We start from the raw sequence: 17,103 nt of genomic DNA, 5'->3' as shown, positions 1-17,103 counted from the left end.
TGTGCGTCAGCCGCAACGTCGGCGCACACCGCTGGATATCGCCATACTAAATAGTATGTTATGGTCTTCGGCATGTCCGTGGTTGAAAGCCGCCCGCTGCACGGCGTCACCGATGAATTCGTTGCGCGGCTGGCCGATCGCGCCGACGAGGCCGAGCGGTTGCGGCGCCTCCCCGCGGCGACGATCAGCGACTTCCGGCAGACCGATCTGTTCCGGTTGCTGCTGCCCGCCCGGTTCGGCGGCATCCAGGCCCCGTTTCCCGAACTGCTGCAACCGATTCGGCGAATGGCGCACGGCTGCGCGTCGAGCGCCTGGACGTTGGGTTTCTACGCGCTGCACAACTGGATGCTGTCGCTGTTCGATCCACGTGCCCAGGACGAGGTGTTCGCGTCGGGACCCGTGCTGGCGCCGGCTCCCCTGGCTCCCACCGGCCGTGCCGTTCCGGCCGACGGCGGGGTGCGCTTGACAGGCCGGTGGTCCTGGGCGACGGGCGCGATGGATGCCGACTGGGTGATCGTCGGCGCGCTCGTCGAACGGCAGGACCGGATCGATCCGGCGTTGGCCGTGGTGCCCGTCGAGCAGGTCGAGGTCGTCGACACCTGGCACACGGCCGGCATGCGCGGCACCGGCTCGCACGATCTCGTCATCACCGACGCCCTGGTGCCCGAGCATCGATTGGTCGCCGTGGCCGACATCTACGGCGGGACGGCACCGGGTGCGCGTGAGCATGGGGTCCCGACGTACCCGTGGCCGCTGGTTCCGGCGCTGGCGCTGACGGCGTCCATGCCCGTGCTCGGCGCCGCGGAGCGGGTGACCGAACTCTTCGCCGAGCGGCTCAGCGGGCGGGTGCTCGCCTACAGCGGGGTAGCGCAAAAAGATCAGCCCGCCGCGCAGATCCGGCTGGGCGAGGCCCGGGTGCGGCTGCGCTCGCTGCGGGCGTTGGTTGACAAGACGGCCGACGACATCGAGGCGATCGTGGTGAGCGGGGAACGGGTGAGCCGATCGGTGCGGGCCGACGCGCGCCTGGCGGCCGCGCGTACCGTGCACGAAAGTCGGGCGATCATCGCCGATCTCATGGAGGCCTCCGGCGCCAGTGTGCACTTCCTGTCGAGCCCGATGCAGCGCGCGAAGCGCGATGTGGACATCGCCGCGGGGCACGTCGTGTTCGACTACGACACCAGTCGAGAGTTGGCCGGGGCGTTGGCGATTGGCGCGAAGATTTCACCCATCGCCATGATCTGAGCCGGCCGTCTCGCCCAGCATCAGGGCCAGGAACCGTTCTCGTTGAGCCACCGATTGGGCCTCTTCGGCCGAGCTGGTGAGGTGCAGCAGTCCGATTCCCGCCGCGAAGGTCAGTTCGGCGCGCAGCTTCGCGTCCTCGCCGCTGAAACCGTAGTCGCGGTAAGCCTTTATCACAGTGCGTACTAGGAGCCGATCGGTGGCGCGGATGTTTTCGGCGGCCACCGGATCCAGGCGGGCCCATTCGCGCATTGCCCGCTCGAGCATCCAGTATTGCGGGCTGACCAGGGTTTGGGTCAGGGCCGACAGGCGCTCGCGGGGCGGCAGGGCGTCGAGTTCAGAGAGCGCCTGGCGGTCGCGTTCGAGGAAGTTGTTCCACGACTCGATCAGCGCGGTCCGATAGTTTTCGATGTCCTCGAAGTGCCAGTAAAAGCTGCCGCGGGTGACGCCCGCCTGCTGGCAGAGGCGTTCGACTTTGAGTGCGCGCACGCCCTCTTCGGCGAGCACCGTATAGCCCACCTCGAGCCAGTCTTCGGCTGACAGGCGGGTCGAGGGCTGCTTTCGCACCACCACACCATGCAGATTACGGGAGGCGTTACCGGCTCGTCGGCGGAATCGGGAGTCGGGCGGTGTCATCGAGGTCGACGTCGAGCGCGTTGAGCATCAGCGCAAGGCCCGCATACCGGTTGATCACCATCAACGTCTCCATGGTGGCCTCGGAGCCGAGGGCCGCGTGGACCTCGTCGAAGAGTGGGGCCGCGACGTGGCGGGTGGTCACCAGTTCGGTCGTCAGTCGCAGCACCGCCAGCTCGGTGGGGTCGAATTGCCCGGTCTGCCAGTCGGATTCGGACGTAATGGCGTCGATGGTGGCGGTGTCGAGTCCGACCGTCTGTGCGACGTCTCGGTGCTGGCCGAGTTCGTAGGCGCAGTCCATGAGATAGGCGGTGCGCAGCACGATGAGTTCGCGAAGCCTTCGCGGCAGCACCGGGCTGCTCAGGGCGGCGTCGCCGGCCACCATCCAGCCGGTGAACACCTTTTCGGCATTGGCCAGTGCGCGATAGACGTTGAGATTGCCGCGCCGCGCGGTCAATTCGCGGGCGACTTCGGTCATGTCTTCCGGCTTGCGATACGGGATGCGTGTCATGTCGCGTCGATGTCGAGGTCAACGGCGTTGAGCACCAACGCCAGGCCGTAGTAGCAGCTGACGATCATCAGCAGTTCCGCGAGCGCCTCGTCGCCGAGCAGGGCGTGGGCGGCGGCGAAGGCGTCGTCGCTGAGCCGGCGGGTGGCGCACAACTCGGTGACGGTGTCGATGACGGTGCGCTCGTCTGGGCTGAATCCGGCCGAGTCCAGGACGGCTTTGTTCTGGAGGGCGTCGATTTGTGCTTTGTTGAGTCCGGCTTTGCGGCCGAAGCCCACGTGCTGGGCGAGTTCATAGGGCGAGTCCTGCATGTGGGCCACCCGCAGGATGATGATTTCGCGTATCCGCGGGGTGAAGGTGGGGCTTTCGAAGAGCTGGCCGGCCATCTGTGCCCAGCTCTCGAATATGTTGGGGGCGTTGGCGATTAGTCGAAGCACATCGAGGGTGTCGGGGCGGGTCAGCAGCTGCCGGCTCCGTTCTGGCTGGTCGTCTGCTTTGGCCAGGGGCATTCGCGTCATCCGCCGAGGCCCTTTCTCCTCGAACGATTTGGATGTATAGATCGTTGCCGCGCACCTGCATGGTGTCGCGCCGGCGATTGCGTTTGACTGCAGGTTATTTCGCTTTCGGGATCGCGACCCGTCACTTTGTCACGATAGCCGAGTTGTAGTTTGGGGCCCACGCCCGCTCGAAGACAGCGATGGGAACCTGCTCGTCGCGGCCGGTACTGATACCGCTGTCGTTGAGATGCACCACCCCGGCCTTGCTGTCGATGCCGGTGACCACCACGAAGTGGTTCGCAGAGTTCCGCTTTCCCGGCCGATTCCAAATTGTTTCGGCATTGAGGATGGCGATGACCTTGTGGTTTCCCGCCAGACTGCGCGCCACGGCGGCGGTATCGGTCTGAATGTTGTCCGCTCTGATCCAGTAGTGCCACAGCAGGACCGGAAGGTCGGCGATATTGGTGGTGCCCGCTGGCGTCCAGATCGGCCCGTGACCCGCTGTGCTCGGCGTATTTTCGGCCAACGTGATCATCTGCTGCTCTGTTGGCTCGCGTCCCGTGATCTGGCCGACCACGTCGGCCACCGCCATTTCCCCGCAGTCGGAAGCGTGCTGCTCGCGCCAGTAGGGCGCGGCGGCGACGGGATCGCCATACATTCCCAACTCATGGTCGGCGTCGGGGACGGGAGCACCCGGGTTGGCGTGCACCCCAGCGGGCAATAGCACCGGCGACACTGCAATCGTGGCGGACAACAAAGCGACCCGGCCGACCCTTCGTGCGGCGCTGGCGACCTTTGCCCGCGAGGTGCTCGTCATCGGTGTCCGCTCCGGGGCCGCCGCGACGGCGTGCAGATGTGAAATCAGGTTGGGGGCCCTGGACGGAGGGTGACAGAAAGTCGGCGAAATTCCGTACCGACACGCGGGTGATTAGAGCCATAAAATCAAGCCGGTAGTCGTAAGGGCCCCGCCCGGGTTGCCGCTCGGTGCTGACCAAAGGCATGCGCGCCATCGTCTAGTCCTTCAGATCCACCAAGAGTCCTTCGACTGTATAAACAACACCGTTCGGATGCAGAGGGTTTGCGAAAGCTGCTAGCTCTAGCAGATTAGACGGCACTCCGCCTGGTAGTGGACACAAGGGGCAGATGCATCTCGGATGCTGGGCGCCGCTGACCTTCCCAACTAGCCTGAGACCGTGCTTGCCATTCCGACCCTCAAGTTCAGCTACGGCAATCTCCTGCTTGCCCGCCTTCGCGACCTTGGCTCGACCAGTATCCAGGAGCTTCTCGGCGACGATCCAGGGCAGCTCTTTAAATCCGATGGACCCTTTGAGAACCCGGAGCGACGGGCTCGTGATTGTCTTCGGTTCGCGAAGATGCTCGACCTGGCGGTGGAGGACGAGCGCAGGTGGAACCTCACCGAGGCGGGCATCGCCTACGCCGAAGATATTGACCGGAGCAACCCGTGGATTGTTAGTGACTTTCAGGCAGGTGTCCTTCGTGACCGCCTATCGTACGGTGGCGCTCCGCTGGCTGAGGACGTCCGAATCGCACTGGAGATTGTTCGTGATTTGCCCGCCGGCTTCTCCACTGACGATCTCGGCCGCGCGTTAGCGGAGCGCACGAAAACCGACCAATGGCAAGCTGACCGGACCTTCGAATCGCAGGGTGCGCGCTACCGAGAACTCCTCGTAGAGAGTGGGCTAATCGATAGGAGCGGTGAACTAACCGAGCAAGGGTCCCTTTTTCTTGGACGGCAAGCTTCGGTCTGGTGGGTCAATCAAGGTGCCACTTATGCGAAGGAGCGCGATGGTGGCTTTCTATGGGCGCCGATGCTGAGCCGGGCGGGCCGCCCGCAATATCACTGGGACAACATGGATGAGGTCCGCGAAGCTGACATTGTTCTGCATTACAGCAATGGCTCGTTGCGGGCTGCGAGCCACGTAACCGCAGCTGCGAGACCGGCGCCGAACCCGCTCGACGCTGAAGCTTGGGAGACGGCGGGCCGGCTAGTCGAGTCTCAGTACCAGGAGCTGAATGAGCCAATTGCACTTGCCGCTATCGACGAGGGTGCCCGAATTAGGCAGGGTTCACCGTTCACCGTCACTGGATCAGTCCAACAGGTATATCTCGTCCGCCTCCAGGACGATTTCGTTAAAGAACTGGCCCAGCGGTTTCCCGAACTTGTTCCGCACCTATCTTCGGTCCCAGCCGCTGCGCGTCGAAGTTTAGCGCTGCCGGAGGTGCCGACGCCGCCCGACCTGTTCCATGACTTTGCCGAAGCGGTAGAAGCTTCTGGACTCCGCTTTCCCGCAGGGTCGAACCTCGTTCGGTCGTTTTTCAGCAGTCTGCTTGCCAAACCCTTCGCGATTTTGACGGGGCTCTCCGGTTCGGGCAAGACTCAGCTCGCGATGAGACTCGGTGAATGGTTCGGCACAGATGAACACGGACGTCATCGCCACGTCGTCGTGCCCGTGCGCCCTGACTGGACGGGGCCGGAAGCCATCTTTGGTTATGAGGACGCACTACGTAGGTCGGCGTCTGGGGCGCCGGTTTGGTTCGTCCCCGAAGCCTTCGAGTTTGTCCTCCGCGCGGCGGATGATCCCGAACATCCATACTTGCTGATCCTGGATGAAATGAACTTGGCTCACGTCGAGCGGTACTTCTCGGATTTTCTCTCCGGGGTCGAATCACGGCGCCCGGTACTACCGGATCTTGTCTTTGATAAACGATCTCGCCAATGGGTCCTGCGCGACGTAGAAGCGCAAAGGCTGCCCTTGCCACGGAACCTTTTCGTGGTCGGCACAGTCAACGTGGACGAGACGACCTACATGTTCTCGCCGAAGGTTCTCGACAGAGCATCCACCTTCGAGTTTCGGGTGACCTCCGATGAACTCGACGCTGAACTACAGCGGCCGATTGCTACGCCGGCGGGAGCGGACCAGCGAGTGCGTGCCTTCGCGTCGCTCGCGGAAAGCGACGATTGGCAGCGAGAGCATCCTCACCCGGCTCGCGTCGAGATTGTGTCGACGCTTCGCGAGGCGCACATGATCTTGGCTCGCGCCAACCAAGAGTTCGGCCATCGCACTCTGTACGAGATCCTACGGTTCTGCGCGTTTTTCGCGGCGACGGGAGATACCGATGTCGATACTGCGCTCGACCTCGCAATGATGCAGAAGGTTCTGCCGAAGGTGCACGGGTCGCGACGGCGCGTTGAACCTGTTCTCAATGACCTCGACGGGCTGGCAGCGGGCGATGGCCCAACCCCCCGGCTACCCATCACGCACCACAAGATCGTCCGCATGATCGAGTCCGTTCGCACAAATCAGTTCGTTAGCTTCGCTGAGTAACAATGCCCCACGATTCGTTGCAATTGAAGCTTCGAAATGGCGAAGGCAACGTCGTCGGTCACCTGCTGGTCGCCAGTCTTCCGCAGCGGCACGACATGACGTTGTCGAGGCGTGGTGGTGTCGCCTTGCGTGAGGCAGGGATTTACCGCTACGAAATAAGTACTGATGCAAGGAATGTCGACGTTGAGCCCAGCGAGTTGTTCGATCCCGATGATCAGAGCTGCAAGCAAGGGAGGCTACGCACCGGTCAATCCGTTGGGCGTCTCCGAATTCAAGTGGTCGATCGCGTCACCGGGCAAACAGCAACGGCCGATATCGATGTCCTAGCCATCAAGCTCGACCATGAGACCGAGTATCGCCAGATGCTTACGGACATTTCTTCATTCGCTGCTGAGGCAGTGTTGCAGGGATTTGCGCCAACGTTATTGGATCTTGCGCCAAGCGAGCTACCTGCCGAACTTCTGTACCTCCGCTTCGCGATGATCGCGGCGTACCTGCAAGATCCGGCGTTCGAGGCCGCGATTGCGCGTGTCACCGCGCAACCCCACCGGACATGGGTATCTGAGCAAGAGATCCGTCCAATTGGGTCACCTTTTCCAGCTGGAGCCGCTTTTCGTCGCGCAGTATGCGCGCCCGGTCGGCGTGTGCCCTGGACGGGTGGGTCGGCCGCACTCGCCTCGTTACCTGCTGCGCTAACCCGCGATCGCGCCGAAGCGAGCGTCGACAACTCGGCTAACCAGTTCGTCAAGTTTGCTTTAGAGCGTTGGCGAGCCGTCGCGCTGGAATTGCTCGACATACTGTCTCTGGCTTCGCAAAAGATCGAATCCGGGCCTCTGCGCCGTGGCCAGCAGATTGCTGCGGAAGTTGGTGCCCAACTCGACGAATACCTGGCGCACCCGCTCTTTCATGAGGTCAGTTCACTAACGAGAATGCCAATTTCGGACCAGGTGTTACTCAAGCGCGCGGGCTACCGCGAAGTCTTTCGGACCTTCGCGTTGACCGAATCGGGCCCTACGGTGCGAATAGAACGCAGCGACGTAGCCGACATCTACGCAGCTTCCCAACGCAATATCGCAACGCTCTATGAGTTCTGGTGCTTTCTCGCCGTAGTGAATTCACTTGGACGAGTGTGCGGGCAAGACCAGACGGCGCGTGCCTTCACGGTCGCAGCCGATGGCACCTCCATGACTATGCGATCAGGCGGCGCGTCGAAGTTATCGTGGTCTGTCAGACGAGGAGGTCGTCCTCTTCGTGTCCAGGTCTTTTTTAATCGGACGTTCACCGGAGGTGATGATCGACGAGGCTCATGGAGCCAAGCGATGCGTCCTGACTGCTCGGTGCGCATTCGACCCGAAGGCAGTACTCCTTCGCGCGTCCCCACGCAGGAACTCGAGATCTGGATCCACTTCGATGCGAAGTACCGTGTTGACAATCTCCTCGCGCAGCTGACATCAACTCCTGATTCGGCCGAGTTGCTTGGCGAATCGACGACCTCTGGCGGTGCGAAGCGCGACGACCTGCTCAAGATGCACGCGTACCGCGACGCAATCTCGCGAACGGCAGGAGCGTACGTGCTGTATCCGGGATCCGAGATAAAGGACATCCGACGACATCCGGGCTTCAAAGAAGCGCTACCGGGCCTCGGCGCCTTCCCGCTCAGGCCGAGTAGTGAGGGCCTCCAATCGTCATCGGAGGCCCTCGACCACTTCTTGAGCAATGTCCTCACACATGTCGCTAGTCAAGTCACGCGCGACGAGCGGCATCGCTTCTGGACCGCGACTGTGCATCGGCCTGGTGAGCCCACCGTCACGTCATCACTGACAACGGACTTTCTGGACGAACCTCCCGCGGACACGGATGTGCTTCTCGGTTTCGTCCGAAATGCTGAGCATCTTAGATGGATAGAACGGTTGCGACAGTACAACATTCGTGCGGCAGGTCGGGTTGGCTCCGTCGAAATCGGCGGGCGAGAGCTCGGCGCCAAGCTTCTTCTCTTGTACGAGAATCGGACCGGCTCCCTCCATGTGTCCCGCGGGGCAAAGGTAGTGCGCTGGCGGCCAGCGACGGCAGGCGACTTAATGGCCACTGGGTATCCAAACCCTCGCGGTGATATCCACTTCGTGGCCGACCTCGAGTTCGTCGAACATCTGCCCACGTGGGCCGACTCGATCGACCTTGAGCTTCTGACATCAAAAGTCCGTGACGGGGCCCCGATTGTTGTGACCTGGTGGGACGTCGTCCGAGCAGCCTCGACCGTTGAACCCTGAGCTGAACGTCGCAAACGGATCTTCCCGCGAGTTTGGGGACCGCACTCGCACTCACAACGCCGCGCTCGCATCGGATCCCTCGCGGCTGGATGGATAGGGAGTACTAACTGAGGCCGCGGGCCGCGACGATAGCAGGCTGTTACGGCCAACGGCCCTACGGCCTCGCCGGCAACGCCGCCAACCACCCATCCGAAAGCAACTCCAACAGCTGCCCATCCGGATCCCGAATCATCGCCATCGCGTCACCCACGGTCCCGTCGACCACCACTCCCCCAAACTCGGCCACTCGAGCCAGCACCCCGGGAAGGTCGGACACCGAGAACGAGATGTGCGTCAGCCCGACCTGGTCCATCACCCGCTCCGAGCCGGCATGGACCTGACGCTTCGAGTAGTCCATCAGTTCGAGCACCAACCCGTCGCGCACCAAGTACGTCGCATGCACGCCGAGCGGCTCGGGCAGCCCGACGAGCTGGGAGGTCGGGCCGTCGGGCGAGTCAAGCTCCCACCAGAACTGGAACCCCAGCAGGCCCTCGTAGAAGCGGCGCGACCGCTTGCAGTCGCGCACGCATAACCCAACGTGATTGAAAACCGTCCGATGGTTCGTCACGACACCCTTTCCGCACCAAACCGGGCGCCCAGGCGGCGGCGTCGACCGACCTGCAAACCGCTTCCACCACGCAGCCTAAACGCGCAATAATGCAAAGATAATAAGCGCACCGCCAAATACGCAGATTACCTTCCGTTGGAGGGCTTTTCGATGGCCACACGTCCGAACGTCAGCGCCGACGCGATCGTTGACTTCGACCATCATTCCGATGCGTTCAATCTCAACGAGCTGGCCGTCAACGCCGACCTGCGGCAGCGATGTCCCGTGGCGTGGAACGAGAACTACGGCGGGTTCTGGTTCCTCAGCAGCTACGACGCCGTAAGCCAAACCGCCCGCGACGGCACCACTTTCGCCCACAAGTACGAGCCCAACGCCGCGGATGGCGTCGACTATCAAGGCGAGATGGGCGTCCCCCGTCCCGACGGCCAGCCGGCCCTGGGCATCGGCGAGGTCGACGGCCCCTACCACCAAGCGCTACGCCACGCGCTGGCACCGTTCTTCTCCCCCGGCGCCGTCGAGAAACTTAAGCCGTTCATGGAGCAATCCGCCCACTGGTTCCTCGATCAACACATAACAAGAGGCCACATGGACCTGGTGCTCGACTACGCCAGCCCGGTCCCGGCGATCCTCACCATGAAGCTGATGGGCCTGCCGTACGACAACTGGCACCTGTACGCCAACCTCTTTCACTCCGTCATGGCCGTCCCCCAGGACAGCGACGAGTACGCCACCGCGATCGCCAAAGTGCCCGCCATGATGGAAGAAGTCCTCGAGTTCGCGGCCAACCGACGGGCCGACGCCCGAGAAGACTTGACCAGCTTCCTCATTCAGTTCGAATTCGACGGCCACCGCCTCACCGACGAGCAGCTGCTCAACATCCTCTGGAACCTCATCGGCGGAGGCGTCGACACCACCACCTCCCAAACCGCACTCACACTCAGACACCTGGGCACCCACCCCGACATCAGACAGCAGCTCATCGACCACCCGGAGCTCTACCGCACCGCCACCGACGAATTCCTGCGCTACTTCTCCGTCAACCAAACCCTCAGCCGCACAGTCACTCACGACGTCGTCCTCGCCGGCCAACGCCTCCGCAAGAACGACAAAGTCGTCATCAGCTGGCTGTCGGCCAACCACGACGAAAACGAATTCGACCGGCCCGACGAGGTCATCCTCGACCGCACACCCAACCGCCACGTCGCCTTCGGACTCGGCCCGCACCGCTGCATCGGCTCGCATTTGGCCCGGCTGATGTCCGCCGTGATGGTCAAGGCCGTCCTCGACCGCATCCCGGACTACCACGTCGACGTCGAGAACGTCCACCAATACCTGGGCAACCCGAGCATGACCGGCCTGGGCAACCTTCCGGTCACCTTCACGCCGGGGGCCAGCCGGGAAACAGAACGGCCGTGGTGATCGCTCAAAGCACTTGCGCCACAACACCCGCGATCAGTTCGTCGGGGGCCTGGACAATCCCGACGGCGCTCAATTGGCCACCGATGGCCAGCGACGCGACGCCGTGCACCAGCGACCAGAGCGGCGCGGCCACCTCCCGAGGATCCCGATCCTCGACGATCCCCGCCTCCTGACACTTGACGATCGCGTCGAGCAGATCGCCGAACGCCTGCTCACCGGCGACCGCCAGGCCGGGCTGCTCGGCCTTCAGCGACTCCGCGCCGAACATCACCTGATAGTGGTCGGGATGGGCAATGGCCCATTGCACATAAGCCCGGCCGAGCTCGACGACCCTCTCCCTCGGATCCGACACGCGCTCAGCAGCGGCACTCAAGACCGCGTGCAATTCCCGAAATCCCTGTTCGGCGACGGCGGCCAGCAGCTCGGCCTTGTCGGCGAAATGCCGGTACGGAGCCGCGGCACTGACCCCCGCACGCCGCGCAGCCTCCGTGAGGGTGAACCCTTTCGGCCCCTTCTCGGCCACCAGCGAGAGCGCGGCGCTGGTCAGCGCGCGTTTGAGATCACCGTGGTGATAGCTCTGACGCCGGGAGGTTGACCGCTTCACTGACATGTTGACGACATTAACATTGTTGTCTATGTTAATGCTATTCACATCGGCGACCCGGGAGACGAAATGTCGAATCTGCCTGAAACCACATCCACACTCGCCGGCACCCGCGACCGGGAGAAGACGGCCGACCTACTCGGTCAGGCGCTCGCCCAGGGCTACCTGCAGGTGGACGAGTACGACCAACGACTGCAAACGGTGTTCCAGACGCACACGGCGCAGGAACTAAGCGAACTCACCGCGGGCCTGCCGGTCGATCGCATCCGGCGTCACGATCCCCGCCGGCGTGCCGCTCGCATCGCCGCGGCTCGGCGCGGGGTGCGCGCCCACCTCTACGCGTACCTCGCCATGTGCGTCATCGTGCTCACCGTCTGGGCAGCGGTCGCCATGACCACCGACGCGACCTACTTCTGGCCGATCTGGCCCATCCTGGGCGCGGGAATCGGACTCGTCAGCCATACTTTCTCGATACCGGGCGCCAAGCAATGGCACTGGCTACCAATGCTTCCGGCCACAAACCACCGAGAACGCTTGCAACCGTGGTGACCCCTTGCGCACCAACGTAGTCCGGCTGCAGTATGGCTAGTCGTGGCGCGAACATGGTTGTCGATCAGGGTCGACCTAGTCAGCGGTCGCGGCGAGGTTTACTGGCCGCGGCCCGGCCGAATCTTCGCCGCCAATCGCACCCATCGGTTCAGTCAACTCGCTGAGGCGATCGACGTCGCCTTCGCCCGCTGGGACCGCTCGCATCTCTGCAAATTCGAGCTAAGCGACGGCCGGGTGATCGGCCAGCCCGAGTTCGACGACTTCGACCAGGGCCTCCTCGATGCCGGGGCGACAAAATTGTCGACACTGTCGTTGGGTGAGCAGTTCGTCTACGAGTTCGATTTCGGCGACGGTTGGACACATCTGTGCACCGTGGGGCCGGAATTGATTGATCCGGAAGACGAATTGGGGATTCTGCCGAAGTCCCCGCTCGCCTACTTCGGGTGGGGCGATATTCCCGACCAGTACGGTCGCCGGTGGATCGACGATGACGGCGAAGACGAGCCACCGGATCCTGAATTAGGCGACCTGCCGCCATTGCAGCCGGGCTGGGGCCCGCAGATCTGACGCGGTCCGCTGGCTATTGCAAGCTATCAATTCTCTTGCGCAGCATCTGCGCGAGCAACTTCGTCTGCCGCTCATCGAAACCGATTGCACTGCATTTGTCCGGCCAATCCTGTGCGGCATCGACAATCGCGTCGATCATCCTCGTGATCGCGCGTGGCCGTAGACCGAGGTGTTCGCCTGCCGCCACGAAGTCGGCGCGGGCAAGACGATTCGCCCGGCCAAATAGGTTAAGCGCCATGGGATCCCGCCACCGCATATAGGGTTGCGTGCACAGCAGGTCGTACGCGGGCGTGGGTTGCCAAACCCCGTCCGGGTTGTAGATCGACAAGTTCTTACCATGCAGGTCGCCGTTGCCGATAAGCCAGGAAAAAACAACGATTTTCAGCAATTCAAGGATCGCGGCCGGCCGGGAGCCGCCGCCGCGTCCGCACGTATCGGCCAGCGCTGTAATGGCGGTCTCGGTTTTGATGCGGTATTTCGACGCGGGATAAATTCCGGCAACCTGGCATGCATCCTCTTGCGCTATACGCGTTGTCCCTGCCCGGTCGAATCGGGTCACCAGCAGGGCACTACTCCCCTCGGCATCATGCAGCAGCGATGTCGCGGCGACCCGAAGCCCGCACGCGGCGGCCATCGTCATGAAAAAGTGCTCGTTCTCGACGATCAGCGGATACTGGACGGGATTGAGCTTGAGTATCGCCGGCCCGGAACGGGTCTGGGCCGGCGTCGACAGCATCGCGGCGCTGACCTTCGGCTGTACACCGGCCAGACCCACGGGGTCTGCATCGACCGAACCGGTCAGCCGTGCAAACACGGCACGAAAGTCGTTGTCGCGGTCGGGCTCAAACATCGGCAGTGGCCGAGCCGGTGCGGCACCCGCCGGCACGACCCGCACGTTGCCGATGGTGTCTGCGCCGATCGCCAGCAACAGCGTGAGGTGGTCGTCGGCCGAGGTTTTCGTCGACGACGTCACCACGCCGAGCCGTACTCCCTCGGGGAGAAGCCCTGCGAAGAACGGCGGAACGGCCCCTCCCGTGCTGAGGACGGGATATTTGCCGGACCGAAGTAGCGACCAGGACACCGATCGTTCCCGAACACTTGATTTGGCCGGATGTTGGTCGGCGTTGTAATCGAAGCTGATCGTGTCCGAGCGTTCGCGAGTCAGACGACCAGCGAGGTCTTCGCCGATGTACACGTCAGCCTCGGTGACGTCCCGTAGATCGAGGCGGCGGGATCTGGTCATTCAGCCGCTACGCTCACGTCGATGGACATGCCGAGGATCTCGGCGATCTGGACGACGGACCCGAACTTGACCGCACCGCTTCCCCGTTCGAGCGACTGAACACTGGAGCGCGAGACGCCGGCCAAGTCGGCCAAAGTCTGTTGGGTGAGGCGCAAGGCAACGCGTCGCTCAGCGAAGGCCCGCCCTATGCGTGTTATATCAGGCATAGAGCGGTCCAGTCGGGGGCTGGTCCGCCTCGGAGTTGCCACCTCACTCCTTGTGCTTGGAATTAAATGCATAAACAGCATGCGCCGCTGCCGCAGGGGCTGTCAACCCTTCTATGCTTTATCCTGCAAGCTTAAACTTGGCGGCCGACTCGCGGCGCTCGCAGGGGCGAACCGAGGGGCAATTTTCAAAAGCGCTATCGGGTCCGCTAGCACGTTCGTGAGTCGTGTCATGTTGCAGTGCCCGGCCGACCCGAATATATTGCGCCCGTGGTTATTACGTCGCCGTAGCGTACTGCAACACGGGCTCCGCGGAATCGACATGCCCATAGCTGATAATCCGCAGCCGATTCGGCCGTACCTCGTAGACGACGCCGTCGACCGGATTGGTGACATCGAACCCGTCGTCGGCGCGCTCGGCATTGGAGAGCTCGATGTGGGCGCCGTCGCGAATCCGCTCGCCGCGATAGTAGTAAGTGCCGCTGAGGTTTTTACACACCACCGCCAGTGACTTGGCGGTACGCACCACCGCGGCCGGCGGATTGCCGGGATCGCAGCGGGCGGTCTCGCCCACAAACCCCAACCCGTCGGCGCCCTTCACCGGACGCGACAGCGTCGGCGTCAGCGGTGGCGCCTGAGTCGTCGGGGCCGGAGGCGCCGCCTGTGCCGTCGATGGCGGCGGAGCCCCCGGAGCGTTGTGATCATCTCCGCCAACCAGATTCACCGACAACACCACCCCGGCCAACAACACGACCGCCGCCACCGCAGCCACCACGACCGGCATGCGACCGATCGCGGGCCAATGCCACGAACGCCTCGGCGCAGCAGGCGGCCCGGGCCGGCTGTCCGCGGGCTCATCGAGTTCGGCGAAGGAGACGGTGGGTAACGGGCGCGTCTTCAAGGGCCCGCTTCGTCCGGCCACGGCACCCACCGGTTCGTACGCCGCGAACACCGCCTCGCTGGCGGCTTGGGCGAGCTCACCCGCGGACGCGAAACGCGCCGCGCCCTGCTTCGCCATGCCCCGGGTGATGATGTCGTCGTACTCCCGGCCGACGCCGCGGCGCATGATGCTGGGCCGGGGCGCCGGCGCCAACATGTGCGCGCGCTTCAGCTCCCCCGCGTCCTCGCTCTCGAACGGCGGTTGGCCGGTGAGGCATTCGTAGAGCGCGCACGCCAACGAGTACACATCGGTCTGCGGCCCGACGCGCCCGGTGGTGAATCGCTCGGGCGCCATGTAGGTCCGCGAAATCTTCTCGTCGCCCACGGCCTGCGCGATGCCGAAGTCCGCGAGGTAAGTGAAGTGGTCGTGGGTGAGCAGGATGTTCTCGGGCTTGACGTCGAGGTGCACCAGACCACCGGCGTGCGCGGCGTCCAGCGCGCGCGCCACCTGCGCGGTGATCGATGCCGCACGCGACGGTTCCAGCCCGCCCTGTTCGCGCAGCAGGTCTTTGAGGCTGCCGCCGTCGTCGACCAACTGCATATCGATGAACGGCACCCCGTCAATCTCGCCGAAGTCATGCAGCGGCAGGACATGCGGCTCCTGCAGCCGCGTCACCTTTCGGCACTCGCGCCAAAGACGTTGCTGGAAGCCAGGGTCCGCGGCCGTCTCGCCACGCAATACCTTGAGCGCGACCATCCGGTCCTTGACCGTGTCGTACGCGCGGTAGACCTCGCCCGTTGCCCCAGCGCCGATCAGTGAGCGCAGCTCGTACGGCCCGAACCGGGTACCGAGCCGCGAACCGCGGGACGAGGAGGTCACTGCGCAATCCTTTCTCAAGACAGTCCAGCCCGCGGGTTCCCGAATCGGGCGTCGACATAACGTGCGCAGCCTCACGCGTGTCGCTACTCTGAGACGCCGCTGGTGGCCGCTATTGTTTGCCGGCCGGAATCAACACCACTGCGCGAAACTGCGCCTGCCCCACCCTAGCGGCAGCTGCACGTCCACGCAGACCGCAATCGTGAGCCGCACCCCCGATACAGTGAGTCATCGTCCGGCACGTAAGTAGGTGAGGCCTTCGATGAACGACATGACGGCGCAGTTCGCGGAGATCGTCGGCGAGCACAACCTGCTGACGGGCGACGCAATTTCCGAGGACTATTCGCACGACGAGGTGCTGACCAAGCCGCCGCAAAAGCCGGCATACCTGGCCAAGCCCGCGGCCGCCGAGGAAGTCGCTCTACTCCTCGAGGTCGCCACGGAAAACCACGTGCCGGTGACGGCCCGCGGCTCGGGCACCGGCCTGTCGGGTGCGGCCATCCCCCGCGCGGACGGGCTGCTGATCTCCTTCGAGCGCATGAACGCCGTGCTGGAGGTCGACGTCACCAACCAGGTCGCCGTCGTCCAACCCGGGGTGACGCTCACCGAACTGGACGACGCGACCGCCGGCACCGGGCTTCGGTACATGGTGCACCCGGGCGAGCTGTCGTCCAGCGTCGGCGGTAACGTCGGCACCAACGCCGGCGGCATGCGCGCGGTCAAGTACGGCATCGCCCGCCACAACGTGCTCGGGCTGCAGGCCGCGCTGCCCACCGGCGAGCTCATCCGCACCGGCGGCAAGATCGCCAAGGTCTCCACCGGCTACGACCTGACCCAGCTGATCGTCGGCTCCGAAGGCACGCTGGCCCTGGCCACCGAGGTGACCGTCAAGCTGCATCCGCGGCTCGACCACAGCGCCACCGTGCTCGCCCCGTTCGCCGACTTCGACCAGGTCATGGAGGCGGTGCCCAAGATCCTCGGCAGCGGCCTGGCGCCCTACATCCTGGAATACGTCGACAACGTGACGATGGCGGCGCTGGTCCATACGCAGAATCTCGAGCTGGGCGTGCCCGATAGCATCCGCGACAGCTGCCAAGCGTATCTGGTTGTGGCACTTGAGAATCGGACGGCAGACCGGCTGGACGAAGACGTCGAGAAGACCGGTGAACTGCTCGCCGAACTCGGTGCGGTGGACGCCTATGTGCTCGAGGGCGGCTCGGCGCGCAAGCTCATCGAGGCGCGCGAGAAGGCGTTCTGGACGCTCAAGGCGGTCAACGCCGACGACCTCATCGACGCCGTGGTGCCGCGCGGCGCGATGCCGAAGTTCCTTTCCGGCGCGCGCGGTCTGGCGGCGGCGGCCGGTGGCGCAGCGGCCGGCTGCGGGCACGCCGGCGACGGCAACGTGCACCTTGCCATCTTCTGTCCGGACCCGGCGATCCGGAAGAAGCTGCTGACCGACATCTTCGCGCTGGCAATGGAATTGGGCGGCGCAATCTCCGGCGAGCACGGCCTGGGCCGCGCCAAGGCCGCGTATTTCGTGGAGCTCGAGGACCCGGTCAAGGTCGACCTGATGCGCCGCATCAAGGCGAGCTTTGACCCCGCGGGCATCCTCAACCCCGACGTCGCGTTCGCTTCGGGCGACCCGTAATTCCACTGGACCGATC

General features: G+C 63.9%; 17 protein-coding genes. 8 read left to right on the top strand and 9 right to left on the bottom strand.

Features of this window, described 5'->3' with window-relative positions:
• The first annotated feature begins 72 nt into the window (after window positions 1-72).
• A complete protein-coding gene (locus AC5Y4T_RS04155; RefSeq protein ID WP_499952245.1) occupies window positions 73-1,242 on the top strand; it encodes an acyl-CoA dehydrogenase family protein in 1,170 nt (389 codons plus the stop codon).
• Here AC5Y4T_RS04155 and AC5Y4T_RS04150 read toward each other — a convergent pair.
• From AC5Y4T_RS04150 to AC5Y4T_RS04135, 4 genes are all read right to left on the bottom strand, one after another.
• Complete coding sequence (locus AC5Y4T_RS04150; RefSeq protein ID WP_499952334.1) at window positions 1,222-1,758, bottom strand: TetR/AcrR family transcriptional regulator; 537 nt, start codon at window positions 1,756-1,758, stop codon at window positions 1,222-1,224. The two genes, AC5Y4T_RS04155 and AC5Y4T_RS04150, sit on opposite strands and share 21 nt — an antisense overlap.
• Before the next feature lie 76 nt (window positions 1,759-1,834).
• Complete coding sequence (locus tag AC5Y4T_RS04145; protein ID WP_499952243.1) at window positions 1,835-2,383, bottom strand: carboxymuconolactone decarboxylase family protein; 549 nt, start codon at window positions 2,381-2,383, stop codon at window positions 1,835-1,837.
• Window positions 2,380-2,898, bottom strand: a complete 519-nt coding sequence (locus AC5Y4T_RS04140; RefSeq protein WP_499952242.1) for a carboxymuconolactone decarboxylase family protein — start codon at window positions 2,896-2,898, stop codon at window positions 2,380-2,382. The genes AC5Y4T_RS04145 and AC5Y4T_RS04140 overlap by 4 nt, the downstream gene beginning before the upstream one ends.
• A gap of 121 nt (window positions 2,899-3,019) precedes the next feature.
• Window positions 3,020-3,604 carry a C39 family peptidase gene (locus tag AC5Y4T_RS04135; protein ID WP_499952240.1) on the bottom strand — a complete coding sequence of 195 codons (585 nt, stop codon included), beginning with the start codon at window positions 3,602-3,604 and terminating at the stop codon, window positions 3,020-3,022.
• Window positions 3,605-3,620: 16 nt separating this feature from the next.
• Here AC5Y4T_RS04135 and AC5Y4T_RS04130 point away from each other — a divergent pair, with 16 nt between their 5' ends.
• The 3 genes from AC5Y4T_RS04130 to AC5Y4T_RS04120 all read left to right on the top strand — a co-directional run bounded on the left by AC5Y4T_RS04130 (window position 3,621) and on the right by AC5Y4T_RS04120 (window position 8,491).
• The gene (locus tag AC5Y4T_RS04130; protein WP_499952238.1) at window positions 3,621-3,767 is read left to right on the top strand and encodes a hypothetical protein; all 147 of its coding nucleotides are present in this window, start codon (window positions 3,621-3,623) and stop codon (window positions 3,765-3,767) included.
• Between the two features lie 303 nt (window positions 3,768-4,070).
• Complete coding sequence (locus tag AC5Y4T_RS04125; RefSeq protein WP_499952235.1) at window positions 4,071-6,224, top strand: McrB family protein; 2,154 nt, start codon at window positions 4,071-4,073, stop codon at window positions 6,222-6,224.
• A 2-nt stretch (window positions 6,225-6,226) separates the two neighbouring features.
• Window positions 6,227-8,491 (top strand): DUF2357 domain-containing protein, encoded by a 2,265-nt coding sequence (locus AC5Y4T_RS04120; RefSeq protein WP_499952233.1) that lies wholly within the window; start codon window positions 6,227-6,229, stop codon window positions 8,489-8,491.
• Between the two features lie 154 nt (window positions 8,492-8,645).
• Here the strand turns inward: AC5Y4T_RS04120 and AC5Y4T_RS04115 are convergent, their stop codons facing one another.
• Complete coding sequence (locus AC5Y4T_RS04115) at window positions 8,646-9,098, bottom strand: VOC family protein (protein ID WP_499952231.1); 453 nt, start codon at window positions 9,096-9,098, stop codon at window positions 8,646-8,648.
• 150 nt (window positions 9,099-9,248) lie between these two features.
• Between AC5Y4T_RS04115 and AC5Y4T_RS04110 the strand changes: the two genes are divergently transcribed.
• Window positions 9,249-10,517, top strand: coding sequence for a cytochrome P450 (locus tag AC5Y4T_RS04110; RefSeq protein ID WP_499952229.1), 1,269 nt, complete (start codon window positions 9,249-9,251; stop codon window positions 10,515-10,517).
• A gap of 4 nt (window positions 10,518-10,521) precedes the next feature.
• On the opposite strand, the gene AC5Y4T_RS04105 is transcribed toward AC5Y4T_RS04110, so the two are convergent.
• On the bottom strand, window positions 10,522-11,121 hold the full coding sequence (locus AC5Y4T_RS04105; protein WP_499952333.1) for a TetR/AcrR family transcriptional regulator: 600 nt from the start codon (window positions 11,119-11,121) through the stop codon (window positions 10,522-10,524).
• Between the two features lie 69 nt (window positions 11,122-11,190).
• Here AC5Y4T_RS04105 and AC5Y4T_RS04100 point away from each other — a divergent pair, with 69 nt between their 5' ends.
• Together AC5Y4T_RS04100 and AC5Y4T_RS04095 are read left to right on the top strand one after the other, a co-directional pair.
• Complete coding sequence (locus tag AC5Y4T_RS04100; RefSeq protein WP_499952227.1) at window positions 11,191-11,670, top strand: DUF1707 domain-containing protein; 480 nt, start codon at window positions 11,191-11,193, stop codon at window positions 11,668-11,670.
• Window positions 11,671-11,712: 42 nt separating this feature from the next.
• A complete protein-coding gene (locus tag AC5Y4T_RS04095; RefSeq protein WP_499952225.1) occupies window positions 11,713-12,237 on the top strand; it encodes an IS1096 element passenger TnpR family protein in 525 nt (174 codons plus the stop codon).
• Window positions 12,238-12,250: 13 nt separating this feature from the next.
• Here the strand turns inward: AC5Y4T_RS04095 and AC5Y4T_RS04090 are convergent, their stop codons facing one another.
• From AC5Y4T_RS04090 to AC5Y4T_RS04080, 3 genes are all read right to left on the bottom strand, one after another.
• Complete coding sequence (locus AC5Y4T_RS04090) at window positions 12,251-13,480, bottom strand: type II toxin-antitoxin system HipA family toxin (protein ID WP_499952222.1); 1,230 nt, start codon at window positions 13,478-13,480, stop codon at window positions 12,251-12,253.
• Window positions 13,477-13,686, bottom strand: coding sequence for a helix-turn-helix transcriptional regulator (locus AC5Y4T_RS04085; RefSeq protein WP_499915723.1), 210 nt, complete (start codon window positions 13,684-13,686; stop codon window positions 13,477-13,479). The genes AC5Y4T_RS04090 and AC5Y4T_RS04085 overlap by 4 nt, the downstream gene beginning before the upstream one ends.
• A 274-nt stretch (window positions 13,687-13,960) precedes the next feature.
• Window positions 13,961-15,442, bottom strand: coding sequence for a serine/threonine-protein kinase (locus AC5Y4T_RS04080; RefSeq protein ID WP_499952220.1), 1,482 nt, complete (start codon window positions 15,440-15,442; stop codon window positions 13,961-13,963).
• Between the two features lie 259 nt (window positions 15,443-15,701).
• Between AC5Y4T_RS04080 and AC5Y4T_RS04075 the strand changes: the two genes are divergently transcribed.
• Window positions 15,702-17,087: an FAD-binding oxidoreductase gene (locus AC5Y4T_RS04075; protein ID WP_499952217.1), complete on the top strand. Its 1,386-nt coding sequence runs from the start codon at window positions 15,702-15,704 to the stop codon at window positions 17,085-17,087.
• Window positions 17,088-17,103: the final 16 nt, after the last annotated feature.

Source organism: Mycobacterium sp. NGS11, assembly GCF_059813315.1.
The sequence above is the reverse complement of the archived record's forward strand: the minus strand, read 5'-3'. Positions and strand labels throughout refer to the sequence as shown.